The following is a 17,850-nucleotide window of genomic DNA, read 5'->3' as shown; positions in this document are numbered from 1 at the left end:
CGGACACGTACTCTGAACCCGTGTTTGGCAACATCGGCTGGGGCGAGTTCATGGTGCTCCTCATCGCAGCGCTCGTCATCCTCGGTCCCGAGCGGCTACCCGGCGCCGTCAGCTGGGTCACCAAATCGATCCGGCAGGTCCGCGACTACGCCAGCGGTGCCAGCCAACAGCTCAAGGACGAACTGGGCCCGGAGTTCGACGATCTCCGCAAGCCGCTCGCCGACCTCAACGAACTGCGCGGCATGACCCCGCGCGCCGTCATCACCAAGCATCTGCTGGACGGCGACGACTCGGTGCTCAAGGGAACCTTCGACGGCAAGCCCTTCGGGAACGGGACCGGCGCCCCGGGGGCCGCGGCCGCCGCACCCGAGTCGAAGCCGCTCGCGGCCGGTGAGAGGCCGCCGGTCGACCCCGACGCCACCTGACCTCCGCCGGGAGAGCAGCGCAAAGAGCCGGATCGCGTACGCGATCCGGCTCTTGTGCTACGAGCGGTCCCGGGTCAGAGGTGGCGGACGGTGTCGATCCCGAGCGACATACCGGCGAGGCCACGCGAACGCACCGACAGCTTGTCCGCGATGTCGCGCAGCGCCGTACCGGCGGGGGAGTCCGGGGCACCGAGGACGATCGGGAGCCCGGCGTCGCCGCCCTCGCGGACCGCCTGCTCGAGCGGGATCTGACCCAGCAGCGGCACCGTGGCGCCCACGGCCTTCGTGAGACGGTCGGCGACAGCCTGGCCGCCGCCCGAGCCGAACACCTCCATCCGGGTGCCGTCCGGCAGCTCCATCCACGACATGTTCTCGACCACACCCGCGATGCGCTGACGCGTCTGCAGCGCGATCGCTCCGGCCCGCTCGGCCACCTCGGCGGCCGCCTGCTGCGGAGTCGTCACGACGAGGATCTCAGCGCCCGGGATGAGCTGGGCCACCGAGATGGCGACGTCGCCGGTTCCGGGCGGCAGGTCCAGCAGCAGCACGTCGAGATCGCCCCAGAACACGTCGGCCAGGAACTGCTGCAGGGCGCGGTGCAGCATCGGTCCGCGCCACACGACCGGGGTGTTGCCCTGCGTGAACTGGGCGATGGAGATCAGCTTCACATCGTGCGACTGCGGCGGCATGATCATCCGCTCCACCTGCGTGGGCTTGGCGTCGGTGCCGAGCATGCGGGGGACGGAGTGACCGTAGATGTCGGCGTCGAGCACACCCACCGACAGCCCCTTGGCCGCCATCGCGGCCGCGAGGTTGACTGTGACGCTGGACTTTCCGACGCCACCCTTGCCGGACGCGACGGCGTACACGCGGGTGAGCGATCCGGGCTGGGCGAACGGGATCACGGGTTCGGTGGAGTCGCCCCGCAGCGAGCGCCGCAGTTCGGTGCGCTGCTCGTCGTTCATCACATCGAGTTCGACGCGGACCGCGCCGGCACCCTCGACGTCCGCGATGGCCTTGGTGACCCGCTCGGTGATCTCGGTGCGCAGGGGGCATCCTGCCGTGGTCAGGTAGATGCCGACGTCGACGCTGCCGTCGTCGCCGATGTCGATGCTCTTGACCATGCCGAGTTCCGTGATGGGTTTACGGATCTCGGGGTCCTGCACCTTCGACAATGCGGTGCGGACGGCGGTCTCGGTCAGGGCTGCCATGCCCCCATGTTAAGCGGCACCCACTATGCGGCGGGCCCCGGCGTCGGCGCGGGTGCCGGCGGTGAGCAGAAGACGAGGCAGGGCAGCTGCGGCAGACCCGGAACGGTCGGCAGTGGCATGGGGGCGGGGACGGTCGCCCCCGGCTGCTCGGCGGGTGGTGCGGCCGGGGTCGTCGTGGGCTCGGTCGGCGACGGAACCGGCGTCGGTGCGGCCTCGGCCACCGCCTCCGTGTCGGGGGAACGCTCGGGTGGTGCCGGGGCGACCGGAACGGCGGGGGCCGGCGTGCCACCGGTCCGGTAGGCGGCCGACCACGACAGCACGTTCGCCATGTACGTCGACGAGTTGTTGTAGCGGAGCACCGCGCGCGTCAGCTGGGACGGGTCGTTCAGATTCAATCCGCCCGCACACAGGTACCGCGCGGCCGACAGCGTCGCGTCGAAGACGTTGTTCGGGTCGGCGACGCCGTCGCCGTTGCCGTCGGACGCGTAGCGCACCCAGGTACTCGGGATGAACTGCATCGGGCCCACCGCCCGATCGTGCACCGGGTCGCCGTCGAGTGCGCCGCGGTCGGTGTCGGTGATGATCTCGTTGCCGGCCAGGTGGCCGTTGAGGGTGGGACCGAGGATCGGCGTCACCGTGGTGCCCGCGGCGTCGGTCTGGCCGCCGCCGGCGTGTCCGGATTCGATCTTGCCGATGCCTGCCAGGAGGTTCCACTGCAGGCCGCATCCGGGTTGCGCGCCCGCCATCGCCAGCTCTGCCGATCGGTACGCGTTGAGGACGATCTCGGGGATGCCGAGCGGCCCGACGACCACGGGGACCGGCACCGACCGCGGCGCGGCTCCCGCGAGCAGCGCGGTCGGGTCCGGGAGCGTGGGCGCCGGCGCCGGTTTGGCGGTGCGCAGCTGCCGTTCGGGCCGGGGCGCGGCGGGAACGAGTCCGACGGTGGGGACCATCGCGGCCTGCGCCGCCGGCGCCTCGGTCGTGGTGGCGAGCGACGAAGACGAAGACACAGCCGCGGCCGGCGACGCCGGTTCCGGAGACGAGGTGTCGAAAACGCCTCCGATCGATGCCGCTGCGGTCACGACTCCGGCGAGGACGAGGGACGACGTACCGAGAATTCCACGCACACGCACTCTTCAGACCCCTCCTTGCGGCAAACCCGCATCCACTCGTGTTGCACGACCGAGCGTCGCCGTCCGCTACATCTCGATCGATGTGACACACGTTACATATTGGTGACGGGTCGTGTCGGAGAACGGGCCGAGCGTTCGCCACGGCTTGCCGACGGAGGTCGGGGCACCGGTCCGCTACTTGCGGCTGCGCGGCTTGGGAGTGGTCGGCCTGGGCTCGTCCTCGTCGCGTCCGGATTCCCGCTCGGCGAGGTCGGTCAGCATCTGGCGGATGTCGTCGAGCTCGCGGCGCAGGTAGTCGCGGGTCGCGACCTCGCCGACCGCGAGCCGCAGGGCCGCGAGCTCGCGGGCCAGGAACTCGGTGTCGGCCTTCGTCTGGGCGGCGCGTGCCCGGTCCTCCTCGAGTGACACCCGGTCGCGGTTCTCCTGCCGGTTCTGGGCCAGCAGGATCAACGGTGCGGCGTACGCGGCCTGCGTCGAGAACGCCAGGTTGAGGAGGATGAACGGGTACGGATCCCACTGCAACCGGACCGCGAACACGTTGAGGGCCACCCACACGATCACGATCACCGTCTGGATCAGCAGGTAGCGGCCCGTGCCGAGGAAGCGGGCGATGTTCTCGCTCACCCGCCCCACGGCCTCGACGTCGATGTGGAATCGCAGACCCCGGGTACCGCGAGGGGTCTCGAGCCGCTGACGTCCGCTCAGCTCACTCATGGTTGTGGTCCTCCTCGCGCCAGTCGGTGGGCAGGAGGTGGTCGAGGACGTCGTCGACGGTCACCGCGCCGAGCAGGTGGTGCTCGTCGTCGACGACGGGTGCGCACACGAGGTTGTAGGTCGCGAAGAACCGGGTGACGGTCGCGAGCGAGTCCTCCGGATCGAGGCGGGGCAGGTCGTCGTCCAGGACGCCCCCCACCAGGTTGGCGGGCGGTTCTCGGAGCAACCGTTGCAGGTGGACACAGCCCAGATAGCGACCGGTGGGCGTCGCGGTGGGCGGGCGCACCACGAACACCATGCTCGCGAGGGCCGGGGTGAGATCGGCGTTGCGGGCACGGGCGAGGGCCTCGGCGACCGTCGTCGACGGCGTCAGCACCACCGGCTCGGGGGTCATGAGACCGCCGGCCGTGTCGGGGGAGTGTTCGAGTAGCCGCCGGACCGGCTCGGAGTCCTCGGGATCCATCAACTGCAGCAACGACTCGGCGTCGGTCTCGGGCAACTCACCGAGCAGATCGGCGGCGTCGTCGGGGTCCATCGCCTCGAGCACGTCGGCCGCGCGTTCCACCTCGAGGTGCAGCAGCAGGTCGGTCTGGTCGTCCGCCGGCAATTCCTGGACGACGTCCGCCAGTCGTTCGTCGTCGAGCGCGAGAGCCACCTCGTGCCGTCGCTTCTCGGGCAGTTCCCGCATCGCGTGCGCGACGTCGGCGGCGCGCATGCCCTCGAACTGCATCAGCAACTGGGAGACGCCCTGACCCGGCATCGACAGCGCGGTGGGGGTCAATCCGTGAACGTGCTGCCAGTCGACGACGTGGATCGCCGAGCGCCGGCCGAGCCGGCCCCGCTGGGCACGCACCGCCACCCGGGACACCACCCAGTCGCGGGTGCGGGTGAGTTCGATGCCGAGGTCGACGATGACGGCCTCGGTGCCGATGGCCTCGGTGACCTCCGGATCGTCGATGCGGACCCGCGAATCGAGTACCTGGGCGAGCGCGAGGATCTCGGTGGGACGCTGGTCGAACCGGCGCAGACTGACGTTGCCGGTCTTGAGGGTCACCGACGCCGGCTCGATCGCGGTGACGCGGAGCATGGGAACGAAAATGCGCTTGCGCGTGAACATCTCGATGACGAGACCCAGCACTCGCGGCGGCTGTCTGCCTATTCGGATGGTGAGCACGACGTCGCGCACACGACCGATCGACTCGCCGTCGGGTCCGAGAACCACCAGGCCGGCGAGCCTGGCTGCGAATACCTTGTTCACAGCTGCCATGATGAAAAGGCTAAATCCTCATTGGGATATCCACTGAATTCGGAGGCCGCCGGTCATGACTTCTCGCTTCAGGCCGCGTCGGTCGGTTCTCGCTGTCCCGGGATCCAGCCGCAAGATGATCGACAAGGCGAAGGGTCTTCCGGCGGACGCGATCTTCCTCGACCTCGAGGACGCGGTGGCGCCGATCGCCAAAGCCGAGGCGCGGGCCCGGATCGTGGACGCCCTGGGCGAGGACGGGTGGGGCGACCAGCTCAAGGTGGTGCGGGTCAACGACTGGACCACCGAGTGGACGCACGCCGACATCGCAACCGTCGTGGGCGGGGCTGGCGCCTATCTCGACGCCGTGCTGCTGCCGAAGGTGCCGGACGCGAGTCACGTTCAGGCGCTGGATCTCCTGCTCACCCAGATCGAGAAGGCCAACGGCCTCGAGGTCGGCCGGATCGGGATCGAGCCGCAGATCGAGAACGCGATCGGGCTCACGAACATCAACGCGATCGCGGCGGCGAGCCCGCGCGTGCAGACCCTCGTCTTCGGCCCGGCGGACTTCATGGCCAGCATCAACATGCGCACCCTGGTCGTCGGCGAACAGCCCGACGGCTACGACCGCGGCGACGCCTACCACCACATCCTGATGAGCATCCTGATGGCGGCCCGGGCGCACGATCTGCAGGCGATCGACGGCCCGTACCTCGCCATCCGAGACGTCGAGGCGTTCCGGCGGTCGGCGCAGCGCACCGCCGCGCTCGGGTTCGACGGCAAGTGGGTGCTGCACCCCTCCCAGATCGATGCGGCCAACGAGGTGTTCAGCCCGCGTCAGGAGGACTTCGACCAGGCCGAGTTGATCCTCGACGCGTACGAGTTCCACACCTCCGCCGCCGGTGGCGCCCGCGGGGCGGTGATGCTCGGCGACGAGATGATCGACGAGGCGAGTCGCAAGATGGCCTTGGTCATCTCGGCCAAGGGGCGCGCCGCGGGTATGACCCGGACGTCGACGTTCACGCCCCCGTCCGACTAGGGGGCGTCCGGCCAGCGGTGCGGGCACAATTGATATCAAGGACCGGCCACCGGTAGAAATCGGACATACCGCACGCCCGAGCAGGAGAGACGAAGACGATGACGAATCCACTCTCGCAGCCGAACCGACAGGGGCGCGGATTGCCGACCCCGCCCACCGGCTGGCCCATCGGCTCGTACCCCACCTACGCCGAGGCGCAGCGTGCGGTGGACTACCTGTCGGATCAACAGTTCTCGGTCGAGGACGTCACGATCGTCGGCGTCGACCTCATGCAGGTCGAGCGCGTGCTCGGACGCCTCACCTGGGCCAAAGTCATTGGCGGTGGCATCGTTTCGGGTGCCTGGCTGGGCGTGTTCTTCGGTCTGCTGCTCGGGATCTTCACCGGTCAGTTCCTCGGACCGCTGTTGGTGGGCATCTTCGGCGGCATCGTCTTCGGCCTGATCTCGACCACGATTCCGTACGCGGCAGCCCGTGGCACACGCGACTTCTCGTCGACGATGCAACTGGTGGCCGGCCGCTACGACGTGCTCTGCGATCCCAAGACGGCGGAGTCGGCCCGCGACATGCTGGCCAAGCTCGCACTCTGATCGGGCGCGGGGATCTCGTCCCGCAGGCCCGTGGGGCGTCGGCCTCCGCCGCCGACGTGGACCAGCACGGTCGACACGACCGCGCACACCACACCGAACCCGAACGCGATCAGGTAGGCGTCCACCCGGGCGAACGTGGTGTCGCCGATCGTGAGGCTCGCGAGCAGCGTTGCCAGCAGAGCGCTCGCGACGGAACTACCAGCGGTGCGGGCGATCGAGTTGACGCTGTTCGCGACTCCGGTGTTCTCGCTGCTCACCTCGGCCACGAGAAGTGCCGGCATCGCGGCGTACGCGAGGCTCGTGAAGGCCGACGCCACCATCGATCCCACGATCACCTGCCACGAAGCGTCGTGCGCGACGGCGAGAGATCCGAAGCCGATCACACCCAGGCCCCCCGAGGCCGTCATCACGGTGCGTGCGCCGAAGCGAGTGATGAGGGCGCCCGAGCAGATCGACGCGACGACGCCCACCGTCGCGCCCGGGAGGATGTAGACCAGCCCCGACTCCATGGGGTTCGCGCCGAACCCGTAGCCGGTGTTCTCGCGCGACGTCTGGACGAAATACGTGAGCGTCGTGATGTTCACGAACATGCCGGCGCCCACCAGCAGCCCCGCGAGGTGGGTGAACAGCACCGGGCGGTGCGTCAGCATCTCGGTCGGCACCAGCGGATGGGCGATGCGGCGCTCGAGGACGAACCAGCACCCGAGCACCACGATGCCCGCGCTCGCGCAGCCGAGCGTGCGGGCCGACGCCCAACCCCAAGCGTTGGCCTCCGAGAGCGGCAGCAGGATCAGCACGAGTCCGATGCCGAGGAGTACCGCGCCGGGCCAGTCCACGCGACCGCTCGCGGGATTCGCGCGTGCGGGGACGACGGCGATCACCAGGACGATCGCGACGACCGTCAGGGCGGTCGCGAGCCAGAAGGCGTGGCGGTAGTCCGCGCCGTCGGGAACGACGAGTCCGGTGAGGACCATGCCGACGGCGCCGCCGAAACCGAGTGTGCCGGACAGCAGGCCCATCGCGGACGCAAGCTTGCCGGGCGCCAGTTCCTCGCGCACGATCGCGAGGCTCACCGGGAACGCCGCGAACGACACGCCCTGCAGGACCCGGGCGACGATCAGCAGTGGCAGTGACTCGGTCACAGCCGCGACCACCGATCCGGCGAGGACGATGCCGAGCACCGCGAGGAGCACCGTCCTCTTGCTGCGCAGGTCGGCCATGCGCCCGGCGACGGGAGTCATGACGGCGGCGGCGAGGAATCCGGCGGTGAGGGTCCATCCCACGGCGGTGGTGCCGATGTCCAGCTGACGGCTGATGACCCCGGACAGCGGGAGCACGACCGTCTGCTGGACGGACACGACGAGGATGACGAAGCAGAGCGCCGCGGTGAGCAGCGTTCCGGACGTGCCCGTGCGGGGCACGCGCCTATCGGGGCGAGACAAGGTAACTCCTGCAAAATTGTTTACCTCATTTAACTAGTGGCTCCGCGTCCCGAAGTACAGTCGCGTTCCCTGTGGCCGGGAGACGGGGCCGAAAGACCTCGCGCGCAAGCGCGTTCGAGGCGTCGGTGAGACGGCTGCGCCGCCGGTGTTAGATGGGTGTGTGACTGACAGCGTTGTCTCGGCCGTGCGTTCCCATCTCGACCAGCACATCGGCGGTCCCGAGCCCACGGCGGCGTCGGTGACCTTCCTGGGTCTGGAACCCGTCGACGTCCTGCGCTATCCGGGCACCGGCGACGCGCCCGTCCGGTACGTCAGCCTGGGGTGCTCCCGGCACCCGATGGGCGATCCGAGCGACATGATCGCGGACCCCACCCGCGGTCCACGGGCAGAAATCGTCCTGAGCCTGGTCGGGGGCGCGGGCGTCGCCTCAGGCGTGCATCGGACGCTGGCGGTGCTCGCGGCCGCGCCTGCCGTCGAGGGAGTGGTACTGCGCCCGGACGGGCTGATCGACCTCGGGGAACCGCTGTGGAAGGGCGTGCCCTTCACCGCTGTGCTGCTCGGCGAGAGCGACATCCCGGACCTCGAGTTGCCCGAACCGCTGGACCCCGTGCAGTTCCTCGAGGTGGTGCCCCTCACCGGCACCGAGACGGCGTGGGTCCGTCTGAAGGGAGCCGCAGCGCTGCGCGAGGCGTGGACGGAGGCGGGCATCGACGTCCGCGACCCCGGTCGTGGGGCCGCCGCGCTCTGACGCCGTCCCGGTCGGTGCGGTGATGTCCGATTCGGTTGCGGGCCAACCGAAAGCGTCGGGGGTCGATCACTGCTACCGCGGGCGCGCGGCGTCGCCGGAGCGAACCTGACACACTGGTTCGGTGCGTATCGATCTCCACACACACTCGACCGCTTCGGACGGCACCGACTCCCCGGCGGAGTTGGTGCGGAAGGCTGCCGCCTCGGGCGTGGACGTGCTCGCGATCACCGATCACGACACCACGGCCGGCTGGAAGGAAGCCGCGGCCGCGCTGCCGTCCGGGCTGCGACTGGTGCGCGGAATGGAGATGTCGTGCGAGGGGCGCGGCGAGGACGGCCGGCCCGTCGCGGTGCACCTGCTCGCGTACCTGTTCGATCCCGAGTCGCAGGAGTTCGCCGTCGAGCGTGAACGTCTGCGCGACGAGCGGGTGACCCGGCTGCGGGCGATGGCGGTCCGGATGGCCGCCGCGGGCCTGCCGATCGATCCGGAGGCGATTCTCGCGGACGCCGGGCCCGCGGTGGGCCGTCCGCACCTGGCGCGGGCGCTGGTCCGGGCCGGCGTCGTGGACACTGTCGGAGACGCCTTCACCGATCTGCTCTCCACACGCAGCCCGTACTACGTGGAGAAGTCCGACACCCCGCTCGAGCGGGCCGTCGAGATGGTCGCCGACGCGGGCGGTGTCAGTGTGATCGCCCACGCCCGCGCGCGTGCCCGCGGCCGACTCCTCGATCTCGAACACATCCGGGAACTCGCCGAGCACGGGCTCGGCGGACTCGAAGTCGATCATCCCGATCACGGGGCGGCCGACACGGCCCTGCTGCGCTCCCTGGCCGCCGAACTCGACCTCGTCGCCACCGGGTCCTCGGACTACCACGGAAAGAACAAGACGATCGCCCTGGGGCAGCACACGACCGCACCGGAGGCGCTCGAGGAGATCGTCGCCCGCGCGACCGGCGTCCCGGTGCTGACCGGCGACGCGGTCACGGACGTCCCCGCGACCGACGGAGCGCGTCGATGACCTACGAGAACCTCGGTTCCGTCCGTCGCCGCCCGCGTGATCCGTGGGTCGCGAGGATGCTGCGCGGACTGTCCGGTGTCGTCTCCGGCGGTGTCGTCGTGCTGACCGTCGTCGTGATCGTCGCGGCATACCTCGCCACGAACCGGGATTTCCCGGGTCCCGGCGCGGAGTCGATCGCGGCGCATGTGGTGGTGAGCGTGCTCGCCGTCGGCCTGCAGATCTTCGCCGACCGGCGCCGGGGCGCCGCCTCCGTCCTGGCCTCGGGACTGATCCTCGCGCTCACCGGCCTGTTGCTGTGGACCCAGTGGTGGTCCTGACCGTTCGTCGTGGGCCGACGCATCCTCACAGGTAGAGGCCTGTTTCCGTGAGATCGTGACCGTTCTGGCAGATTTGATTCCGGCCTTCCGATGGTGCAGAATCATTGCACTCCGCGTGGGTGCTACCGCCCTTCTCGGAGTTCTTCAGGTGGCAAGAACTTGTGCCAGGGCCCACCCCGCCCGGCGCCATCACGCTCCGGCTAGCAGTGCAACGATCGCGCGTTCCGGTAGCTGCAACCGATCAATCCTGCGTTCGTCAAGTGCCGCGTCGTTTTCACCTCCACGACTCGGTTACTTCTCAGTAACCAGGACCCGAGTGAGTCTGGTCTCAAGAGGAGTGTCATCGTGTCCCCTGTGTCTGAAGCTTCCGTTACGCCAAAGGTCGAAATAACCGACGAGGAAATTTTCGCGGGCCACATCGGTGGCAAGCTCTCGGTCGAGACCACCGCCCCGCTCGATTCCCAGCGTGCGCTGTCGATCGCGTACACGCCCGGCGTTGCGCAGGTGAGCCGCGCAATTCACGCCGACGAGACGCTGGCCGATCGCTACACGTGGACCAACCGTCTCGTCGTGGTCGTGAGTGACGGCACCGCGGTCCTCGGCCTCGGGGACATCGGCCCCCGCGCGTCGCTGCCGGTGATGGAGGGCAAGTCGGCCCTGTTCAAGAACTTCGCGGGCCTCAACTCGATCCCGCTGGTTCTGGACACCAAGGACCCCGACGAGATCGTCGAGACCCTCGTGCGACTGCGCCCGAGTTTCGGCGCAGTGAACCTCGAGGACATCTCGGCTCCGCGCTGCTTCGAAATCGAGCGCCGCGTCATCGAGGCCCTCGACTGCCCGGTCATGCACGACGACCAGCACGGCACCGCGATCGTCGCGCTCGCCGCGCTGCGCGGTGCGGCCAAGGTCCAGAACCGTGACATCACCGCGCTGCGCGTCGTGATCTCCGGGGCCGGCGCGGCCGGTGTCGCGTGCGCCAACATCCTGCTCGCTGCGGGCATCGCCGACGTCACCGTTCTCGACTCGAAGGGCATCGTGTCCTCCGATCGCGAGGACCTGGGCGAGATCAAGGCCGATCTCGCGGCCCGCACCAACCCGGCCGGCCGCAGCGGCGGCCTGGTCGAGGCGCTCGACGGCGCAGACGTGTTCCTCGGGGTCTCTGCCGGAACCGTGCCCGAGGAGATCATCGCGACGATGGCGCCCGAGTCGATCATCTTCGCGATGTCGAACCCGGACCCGGAGATCCACCCCGACATCGCCGCCAAGTACGCGGCGATCGTCGCGACGGGTCGCAGCGACTTCCCGAACCAGATCAACAACGTGCTCGCGTTCCCGGGCGTCTTCAAGGGCGCCCTGGACGCCGGTGCCCGCCGGATCACCGAGGGCATGAAGCTCGCCGCCGCCGAGGCGATCCTGTCGGTGCTCGGGGACGAGCTCGCGGTCGACAAGATCGTGCCGAGCCCGCTGGACCCGCGGGTCGCGCCGGCCGTGGCTGCTGCAGTCGCGCAGGCGGCCAAGGACGAGGGCGTCGCCTGACGACGCACCGCTCGACGCGTGAACAGGGCCCCGCCGCGACTGCGGCGGGGCCCTGACGCGTGATGTCGCCGGATCGGGTGCGCACGCGGGCCGCCTCGTCCAGGATGGTCGGCATGCGTGAGATCACCCTCGAGCTCGACGCGGTCCGGCTGCGGGCACTGACGTGGGGCCCTGCGACGGGCCGGCTCGCGGTCCTGCTGCACGGTTTCCCGGACACGGCCCACACTTGGCGGCACCTGGGACCGGTCCTGGCCGACGCCGGCTGGCGGGTGGTCGCCCCCTTCACACGCGGGTACGCACCGTCCGAGATCCCCGCGGACGGCAGCGGGCACGTCGCCGCCCTGATGGACGACGCGGTGGCCGTCCACGACCGCGCGGGAGGGGAAGTCGACGCGGTACTGATCGGCCACGACTGGGGTGCGATCACCGCCAACGCGCTCGCCGCACACCCCGACAGCCCGTTCGTCGCCGCTGTGGCGCTCTCGGTGCCACCGTTTCCCGCGCTGCGCACCCCGGCGGTGCTGCCCGCGCTGCCCCGTCAGCTCCGCAACAGCTGGTACATCCTGTTCAACCAACTGCCGGTGCTGCCCGAGAAGTTGGCGGGCCGGATTGTTCCGCGCCTGTGGGCGGACTGGTCACCCGGCTACGACGCGTCGGACGATCTACCCGCCGTGATGGAGGCCATGGCCGATCCGGCACACCGGCGCGCCGTGATCGGCTACTACCGCACCATGGCTCGGCCGCTACCTCGTCCCCCTGTCCGCTACCGCCGGTGGGTGGGCGCGGAGATGCGCTCACCGATCGTCCCGACGCTCTACCTCCACGGCGACCGCGACGGGTGCCTCGACCCGCGTCTCGCGGCGCGGGTCGGATCCGGGCTGCCACCGGGAAGCGAGGCGCACGTCGTCTCCGGGGCCGGCCACTTCCTGCAACTGGAGCGGCCCGACGAGGTCAACTCGACGATTCTGAAGTTCCTGGCGACGACGTGATCGCCGCCGGGCGGCGCAGGCGTCCGGTGCCGGGCACCGAAGCCCACACTGCGGCGGCGAGCAGACCGTCGACGATCAGGGCCAGGGCCGCGACCAGGAGCGCACCGACCAGTACCCGGTCGTAGCTGCGCAGCGCGAGGCCGTCGAAGATGTACCGGCCGAGTCCACCGAGGTTGACGTAGGCCGCCACGGTCGCGGTCGCGATCACCTGCAGTGTCGCGCTGCGCAACCCGCCGAGGATCAACGGCAGCGCGTTGGGGACCTCCACGCGCAGCAGCACCTGCCGCGTCGTCATCCCCATCGCCTCGGCGGCATCGACCACCTGTCGATCCACGTTCGCGACGCCCGCGTAGGCCCCCGCGAGCAGGGGCGGGATGCCGAGCAGCACCAGTGCGAGGATCGGGGGGACCAGACCCAGGCCGAGCAGCAGGACCAGGAGCGTCAGCACACCGAGCGTCGGCAGCGACCGCAGCGCGTTCACGGCGCCCACGACCACGATCTCGCCGCGGCGGAAGTGCCCGATCGCCAACCCGATCGGCACGGCGATCACGGCCGCCCCCGCGACCGCCAGCAGGCTGTACCAGAGGTGCTGGAGGATTCGGGCGCCGATGCCCGTCGGACCCTGCCAGTTCGCCGGGTCGACGAGGTAGTCCCACGCACTGGTGAACATCAGGCCGGGCCCTCCGACAGTTCGACGGTCGCGCGCCGCGACCGGGTCCGACGGGTGCCGCCGCGCTGCCACGGCGTCAGGAACCGGCCGGCGAGGTACAGCGCGGCATCGAACAGCAACGCCAGCACGACGATCGCGACGATGCCGGCGACGATCTGCTCCGGGTAGTCCCGCTGGTAGCCCTTCGTGAACAGCTCACCGAGTCCGCCGACGCCGATGAGCGCGCCCACCGACACCAGCGAGATGTTGGTGACCGCGACGACGCGAACGTTCGCGAGGAGTACCGGCAGGGCGAGGGGCAGTTCGACGGTCAGCGCCCGGCGCAGCGGGGTGAACCCCATCGCGGTGGCGGAGTCCACGACGTCCTCCGGCACCGCGTCGAGCGCCTCCGGTACCGCGCGGACCAGCAGCGCGGTCGAGTACACGGTCAGCGCGATCACCACGTTCGCGGGATCGAGGATCGGCAGTCCGACCACGGTGGGCACCGTGACGAACAGCGCGAGCGACGGGATCGTGAATGCAACGCTCGCGATCACGAGCGTCGTGCGCCGCAGCCATCGCACGCGCCGGACCGCGGTGCCGAGCGGTATCGCGATCACGAGTCCCAGCAGCAGCGGGAGCAGGGCCAAGCTCAGGTGCTCGCGCGTCAGTTCCAGCACGTACGAGAAGTTCTCGGTCAGGTAGCGCACGCCGTCACCGGTCGTTCCGGAGGCGATCCTCGGTGCGTCGCTGCTCGGCGAGCAGGGCGACGACGTCGGCCGCATCGATGCCACCGGCCACCGCCCCGGAGGCGTCGACCGCGACACCTGTCCCCGACGGCGACGAGATCGCCGCGTCCAGCGCCTGCCGCAGATCGGTGCCCATCGTGAACAGCGACCCACCCGCCGCCGACGCATCCGCGATCGGCCGACCGGCCCGGACGGCGTCCAGACCGGCGGCATCGATCCACCCCTGGGGGTGTCCGGCATCGGTGACGACGAGCGCCCAGTCGCCGGGAGCGAGAGTCGCGGCGGGCACCTCGGATTCGCGGAGGCGGCGGATCTCGTGCAGCGGAACCGAATCCGCGCTTCGGAAGGAGAGCCCGCGATAGCCACGGTCACGGCCGACGAAATCGGCGACGAAATCGGTTGCGGGAGCCGACAGTACGGTGGCCGGGGCGTCGTACTGTTGCAGCCGGCCGTGCGGGCCGAACACTGCGACCCTGTCGCCGAGCCGGACGGCCTCGTCGATGTCGTGGGTGACGAACACGATCGTCTTGCGCAGTTCGGCCTGCAGCCGCTGCATCTCGGACTGCAGTTCGGCGCGCACCACCGGATCGACCGCGCTGAAAGGCTCGTCCATCAGGAGGATCGGCGGGTCCGCCGCGAGCGCCCGCGCCACCCCCACCCGCTGCTGTTGGCCACCCGACAGCTGCGCCGGATAGCGGTTCGCCAGCGCGCGGTCGAGCCCCACCCGATCGAGCACGTCCAGCGCCGCGCGTCGGGCGGCACGGCGGGACTGCCCCCGCAGGACGGGCACCGTCGCCACGTTGTCGACGACGGTGCGGTGCGGCAGCAGACCGCCGCCCTGGATGACGTACCCGATGCTGCGCCGCAGTTCGACGACATCCGTGGTCGCGACGTCGCGGCCGTCGACGGTCACGGTGCCCGCGGTGGGCACGACCATCCGGTTGATCATCCGCATCGACGTGGTCTTGCCGCAGCCGGACGGGCCGACGAAGACCGTGAACGATCCGGCGTCGATCTTCAGATCCAGTCCGTCGACGGCCACCGTGCCGTCCGGAAAACGCTTGGAGACAGCGGAGAAGGAGATCACGAGACGGGGGTGTCCAGGCCCTGTCGTGCCACCCACTGCTTCGCGGCGGCCTGCGGTTCGGTCTTGCTGTCGCCGGACACTGCGTCGTTGAGGTCGACGAGTTCCTCGGTGGTGAGCTTGGCGGACACCGCGTCGAGGACACGCGAGAGTTGGTCGGTCTTCGCCGATGCCCGCATCAGCGGAACGACGTTCTGCGCGGGGAAGTTGTTCGCGGGATCGGTGAGCACGACAAGGTCGTTCGCCTCGATCGCGGGGGAGGTCGTGAAGATGTTCGCGGCCGTCACCTGCCCGGACGTGAGTGCCTTGACGGTTGCGGGTCCACCGCCGTCGCCGATCGGCACGAAGTTGGCCGGCGCGATGTCGAGACCGTAGTTCTCACGCAGTCCGGGCAGCCCGACCGACCGTTCCTGGAACTCGGCCGGAGCCGCGAACGTCACCTCGGCGGAGTGCGCCGCGAGGTCGGCGATGGACGTCAGGTTCCACTTCTCGGCCGTCTCCCGGGTGACGACCACGGCATCCTTGTCCTCGGCCGGTGCGGGTGTCGTGATCGCGAGATCCGGCGCCAACGCAGCCGGCAGCGCCGCGTCGATCTCCGCGGCCGTGGTCGCCGTCGACGCGGAATCGATGTACTCGAGCAGGTTCCCGGTGTAGTCGGGGATCAGCGTGAGCGATCCGTCGCGCAGTGCCGGGATGTACACCTCGCGCGAGCCGATGTTCATTCGGGTCTGCACGTCGAACCCGTTGGCCTGCAGCGCCTCGGCGTAGACGAACGCGACGGTCTCCGATTCCGGGAAGTTCGCCGATCCGACGACGATCGCGTCGGTGTCGCCGCCCGATCCGCCGCTGTCCAGGGGATCTCCACCGCACGCGGCGAGGGACAGTGCGAGCAGGGCGATCAGCCCCGTGCCCAAACGGCGGCGCGTGCGAATCCGGGAAACCTTCATGTCGTCCTTCCATCGGATCCGGCGTGACGCCACCCCGCAATCCCCGGAGAACGGTCGCCGCGCGGTGAAGCAAGCCGGATCTGTCGACCGCTCGTGATGGTGCGCGAACTCAGTGTAACGATAGGTACGACAACCGCACGGCACGACGATGCCGGGGTCGCACGAGACGTCGATCGGAGAGGGACACGGTGGCACCGAACGGAAATGGGGGCATCCTCGGGCGTGCGGCAGGTCTCGCGGCCTGGCTGACGGTGGTTCCCGCAGTCGTGATCGCCACGGCGTGCGGGGTCGACACGAGCAGCCGGACGGGCGGTCCCACCGCTCCCACGGTGGTGATCGGCGCGGCCGACACGGTGGAGAGCGAACTCGTCGCCCGTCTGTACGCGGGTGCCCTCGGCGCGAGCGGTCGGTCCACGGAACTCGTCCTGGGCCTGGGCGACCAGGCGGACCGCCTGGCCGCGCTGGACGCCGACCGCGTCTCGCTCGTGCCCGAGCACACCGGGCGGTTGCTGCACCGCTTCGACCCGACGGCGGACGCCACCGAGGCCGAGGACGTGTACGACGCCCTCAGCAGGTCCTTGCCGCAGGGTCTTTCGGTGTCCGAGTACGCCCCCGCCGACGACCGGTCGGCGCTCGTGCTGACCGAGCAGCAGGCGGAGTCGTGGGGCGCGAGTTCGGTTGCCGACCTCGCACCCCGGTGCTCGACGCTCTCACTCCACGCGTCCGACGACTTCGCTTCCGACGCGGGCGCTCTCGACCGGCTGCAGGCGCGGTACGGGTGCACGTTCGCCGAGGTGGTGCCCACCCGATCGCCGGCCGGTGCCACCCGCGAACTGGCCGTCGTCGGGGCATCTCCGGTGCGCGGGACCACCGCGGCCGACCCGGTGATCGCGCAGGACGAGTTGGTCGTGCTCACCGACGACGAGGGCGCGTTCACGGCCCAGAACGTGATCCCGCTCTTCCGGAGCGGTGTGCTGACCGCGGACGACGTCCGAAGTCTGAGCGTGGTCCTGCAACTGAGCACCGACGACCTGACCGCGATGGCGGCGCGAGTGCGTGACGGCGAGATCTCGTCAGCCGACGCCGCCGGCGTCTGGCTCGAAGAGCACGCCTGAATCGAAAGCCCCGCGGAGGAAGCCGCCGAGGTCGGCCACGGCGTCCGCGGCTTCCCCGAGCAACGACGCCTGCAGGTGCGCGACGTGCCACAGGCGTGGGTACTCCACGTAGTGGAGACGGTTCCCCGCCGCGCGTAGGCGCGCGGCCGACTCGACGATCTGCGGGTAGAGGACCTCGGCCGTGCCGACGTGGACCGCGGTGGGTGGCAGCCCCGCGGGATCGCCGTGCAGTGGCGCGTAGCCCGGATCGGCCGGGTCGCCGCCGCCCAGGTAGGCCCCGGCGGACGAGTGGGCCCACGCGGTGTTCACCACGGTGTCGCGATCGAACGGGGCCTCGCGCGAACCCGGATCGACCCACGGCGAGATGAGCGCCAGTGCGGCCGGGGACAGGCCCCGAGTGTCGATCAACCGGCGGGCCGTCGCGAGCGCCAACCCGCCGCCCGCCGAATCGCCGGCGACCGCCACCCGGTCGGCCGTGAACCCGTGGTCGGTGACCAACTCGGTGAACGCCGCCACGGCATCGTCGAGAGCGGCCGGAAACGGATGCTCCGGGGCCAGCCGGTAGTCGAGGGTGTAGACGGCCGAGGCGGATTCGCGTGCCAGGTACGCGGCGAGCGAACGGTGGGTGCCGAGCGATCCGATGGTGTACGCCCCGCCGTGCAGATACAGCACCGCGTGCCGCCGCTCGGTGGCGCCGACGGTGATCCGCTCGGCGGGACGGCCGGCGAGAGTGGTCCTCTCGACGACCGTCCCGTCGGGCAGGGTCTGGATCGGTGCGGCGAGGTCCAACAGCGCCCGCTGTACCCGGACCGGGAGACGCGCGTCGAGCGCGAGTCGGTAGAACGGCCTGATGCTCGCTTCGACGACGGGCAGGGGAAGGCGGACCGCACGCACCGTGGATACC

General features: G+C 70.2%; 19 protein-coding genes. 9 read left to right on the top strand and 10 right to left on the bottom strand.

Annotated features, from left to right (window positions below):
- Positions 1-20: 20 nt before the first annotated feature.
- Complete coding sequence (tatB, locus tag PSS76_RS10045) at positions 21-425, top strand: Sec-independent protein translocase protein TatB (protein ID WP_081185697.1); 405 nt, start codon at positions 21-23, stop codon at positions 423-425.
- A gap of 74 nt (positions 426-499) precedes the next feature.
- Here the strand turns inward: tatB and PSS76_RS10040 are convergent, their stop codons facing one another.
- The 4 genes from PSS76_RS10040 to PSS76_RS10025 form a co-directional block, all read right to left on the bottom strand.
- Positions 500-1,636, bottom strand: a complete 1,137-nt coding sequence (locus tag PSS76_RS10040; protein ID WP_013415395.1) for an Mrp/NBP35 family ATP-binding protein — start codon at positions 1,634-1,636, stop codon at positions 500-502.
- Between the two features lie 23 nt (positions 1,637-1,659).
- On the bottom strand, positions 1,660-2,769 hold the full coding sequence (locus PSS76_RS10035; RefSeq protein ID WP_081185694.1) for a lytic transglycosylase domain-containing protein: 1,110 nt from the start codon (positions 2,767-2,769) through the stop codon (positions 1,660-1,662).
- 174 nt (positions 2,770-2,943) lie between these two features.
- Positions 2,944-3,483 (bottom strand): DUF1003 domain-containing protein, encoded by a 540-nt coding sequence (locus PSS76_RS10030; RefSeq protein ID WP_069856068.1) that lies wholly within the window; start codon positions 3,481-3,483, stop codon positions 2,944-2,946.
- On the bottom strand, positions 3,476-4,750 hold the full coding sequence (locus PSS76_RS10025) for a magnesium transporter MgtE N-terminal domain-containing protein (RefSeq protein ID WP_005514447.1): 1,275 nt from the start codon (positions 4,748-4,750) through the stop codon (positions 3,476-3,478). Before PSS76_RS10025 ends, PSS76_RS10030 begins: the two co-directional genes overlap by 8 nt.
- Positions 4,751-4,805: 55 nt before the next feature.
- Here PSS76_RS10025 and PSS76_RS10020 point away from each other — a divergent pair, with 55 nt between their 5' ends.
- Both PSS76_RS10020 and PSS76_RS10015 read left to right on the top strand, forming a co-directional pair.
- Positions 4,806-5,765, top strand: coding sequence for an HpcH/HpaI aldolase/citrate lyase family protein (locus PSS76_RS10020; protein WP_337456163.1), 960 nt, complete (start codon positions 4,806-4,808; stop codon positions 5,763-5,765).
- A gap of 98 nt (positions 5,766-5,863) precedes the next feature.
- Positions 5,864-6,352, top strand: a complete 489-nt coding sequence (locus PSS76_RS10015; RefSeq protein ID WP_064058073.1) for a YflT domain-containing protein — start codon at positions 5,864-5,866, stop codon at positions 6,350-6,352.
- Here the strand turns inward: PSS76_RS10015 and PSS76_RS10010 are convergent.
- The gene (locus PSS76_RS10010; protein WP_337456162.1) at positions 6,283-7,773 is read right to left on the bottom strand and encodes an MFS transporter; all 1,491 of its coding nucleotides are present in this window, start codon (positions 7,771-7,773) and stop codon (positions 6,283-6,285) included. The genes PSS76_RS10015 and PSS76_RS10010 overlap by 70 nt on opposite strands.
- 181 nt (positions 7,774-7,954) lie before the next feature.
- On the opposite strand from PSS76_RS10010, the gene PSS76_RS10005 reads away from it, so the two are divergent.
- The 5 genes from PSS76_RS10005 to PSS76_RS09985 all read left to right on the top strand — a co-directional run bounded on the left by PSS76_RS10005 (position 7,955) and on the right by PSS76_RS09985 (position 12,402).
- On the top strand, positions 7,955-8,542 hold the full coding sequence (locus PSS76_RS10005) for a suppressor of fused domain protein (protein ID WP_337456161.1): 588 nt from the start codon (positions 7,955-7,957) through the stop codon (positions 8,540-8,542).
- Positions 8,543-8,663: 121 nt separating this feature from the next.
- The gene (locus PSS76_RS10000; protein WP_005514441.1) at positions 8,664-9,560 is read left to right on the top strand and encodes a PHP domain-containing protein; all 897 of its coding nucleotides are present in this window, start codon (positions 8,664-8,666) and stop codon (positions 9,558-9,560) included.
- Positions 9,557-9,877: a hypothetical protein gene (locus tag PSS76_RS09995; RefSeq protein ID WP_081185684.1), complete on the top strand. Its 321-nt coding sequence runs from the start codon at positions 9,557-9,559 to the stop codon at positions 9,875-9,877. The genes PSS76_RS10000 and PSS76_RS09995 overlap by 4 nt, the downstream gene beginning before the upstream one ends.
- Before the next feature lie 345 nt (positions 9,878-10,222).
- Complete coding sequence (locus tag PSS76_RS09990) at positions 10,223-11,413, top strand: NAD(P)-dependent malic enzyme (protein ID WP_013415403.1); 1,191 nt, start codon at positions 10,223-10,225, stop codon at positions 11,411-11,413.
- Between the two features lie 113 nt (positions 11,414-11,526).
- Positions 11,527-12,402, top strand: coding sequence for an alpha/beta fold hydrolase (locus PSS76_RS09985; protein ID WP_337456160.1), 876 nt, complete (start codon positions 11,527-11,529; stop codon positions 12,400-12,402).
- Here PSS76_RS09985 and PSS76_RS09980 read toward each other — a convergent pair.
- Genes PSS76_RS09980 through PSS76_RS09965 form a run of 4 tightly spaced genes read right to left on the bottom strand, consistent with a single transcriptional unit; the run spans position 12,365 to position 15,831 of the window.
- Complete coding sequence (locus PSS76_RS09980; protein ID WP_005514435.1) at positions 12,365-13,072, bottom strand: ABC transporter permease; 708 nt, start codon at positions 13,070-13,072, stop codon at positions 12,365-12,367. The two genes, PSS76_RS09985 and PSS76_RS09980, sit on opposite strands and share 38 nt — an antisense overlap.
- Entirely contained in the window at positions 13,072-13,761 is a 690-nt protein-coding gene (locus tag PSS76_RS09975; RefSeq protein ID WP_064058095.1) for an ABC transporter permease, read from the bottom strand. The genes PSS76_RS09980 and PSS76_RS09975 overlap by 1 nt, the downstream gene beginning before the upstream one ends.
- 4 nt (positions 13,762-13,765) lie before the next feature.
- Positions 13,766-14,887: an ABC transporter ATP-binding protein gene (locus tag PSS76_RS09970; protein WP_013415406.1), complete on the bottom strand. Its 1,122-nt coding sequence runs from the start codon at positions 14,885-14,887 to the stop codon at positions 13,766-13,768.
- Positions 14,884-15,831 (bottom strand): ABC transporter substrate-binding protein, encoded by a 948-nt coding sequence (locus tag PSS76_RS09965; protein WP_005514432.1) that lies wholly within the window; start codon positions 15,829-15,831, stop codon positions 14,884-14,886. The genes PSS76_RS09970 and PSS76_RS09965 overlap by 4 nt, the downstream gene beginning before the upstream one ends.
- A gap of 188 nt (positions 15,832-16,019) precedes the next feature.
- Here PSS76_RS09965 and PSS76_RS09960 point away from each other — a divergent pair, with 188 nt between their 5' ends.
- Positions 16,020-16,946: an ABC transporter substrate-binding protein gene (locus PSS76_RS09960; protein ID WP_013415407.1), complete on the top strand. Its 927-nt coding sequence runs from the start codon at positions 16,020-16,022 to the stop codon at positions 16,944-16,946.
- Here the strand turns inward: PSS76_RS09960 and PSS76_RS09955 are convergent.
- On the bottom strand, positions 16,905-17,840 hold the full coding sequence (locus PSS76_RS09955) for an alpha/beta hydrolase (RefSeq protein WP_337456159.1): 936 nt from the start codon (positions 17,838-17,840) through the stop codon (positions 16,905-16,907). The genes PSS76_RS09960 and PSS76_RS09955 overlap by 42 nt on opposite strands.
- Between the last annotated feature and the right edge of the window lie 10 nt (positions 17,841-17,850).

The sequence above is a fragment of the Prescottella sp. D32 genome, from assembly GCF_037287305.1.
In the GTDB taxonomy this organism is placed as follows: domain Bacteria; phylum Actinomycetota; class Actinomycetes; order Mycobacteriales; family Mycobacteriaceae; genus Prescottella; species Prescottella equi.
The sequence above is the reverse complement of the archived record's forward strand: the minus strand, read 5'-3'. Positions and strand labels throughout refer to the sequence as shown.

Coding starts and splice junctions, on each gene's coding strand:
- PSS76_RS10015 (WP_064058073.1), top strand. CDS start 5,864: ATGACGAATCCACTCTCGCAGCCGAACCGACAGGGGCGCGGATTGCCG.
- PSS76_RS10020 (WP_337456163.1), top strand. CDS start 4,806: ATGACTTCTCGCTTCAGGCCGCGTCGGTCGGTTCTCGCTGTCCCGGGA.
- PSS76_RS10025 (WP_005514447.1), bottom strand. CDS start 4,750: ATGGCAGCTGTGAACAAGGTATTCGCAGCCAGGCTCGCCGGCCTGGTG.
- PSS76_RS09980 (WP_005514435.1), bottom strand. CDS start 13,072: ATGTTCACCAGTGCGTGGGACTACCTCGTCGACCCGGCGAACTGGCAG.
- PSS76_RS09985 (WP_337456160.1), top strand. CDS start 11,527: ATGCGTGAGATCACCCTCGAGCTCGACGCGGTCCGGCTGCGGGCACTG.
- PSS76_RS09965 (WP_005514432.1), bottom strand. CDS start 15,831: ATGAAGGTTTCCCGGATTCGCACGCGCCGCCGTTTGGGCACGGGGCTG.
- PSS76_RS10030 (WP_069856068.1), bottom strand. CDS start 3,483: ATGAGTGAGCTGAGCGGACGTCAGCGGCTCGAGACCCCTCGCGGTACC.
- PSS76_RS10040 (WP_013415395.1), bottom strand. CDS start 1,636: ATGGCAGCCCTGACCGAGACCGCCGTCCGCACCGCATTGTCGAAGGTG.
- PSS76_RS09995 (WP_081185684.1), top strand. CDS start 9,557: ATGACCTACGAGAACCTCGGTTCCGTCCGTCGCCGCCCGCGTGATCCG.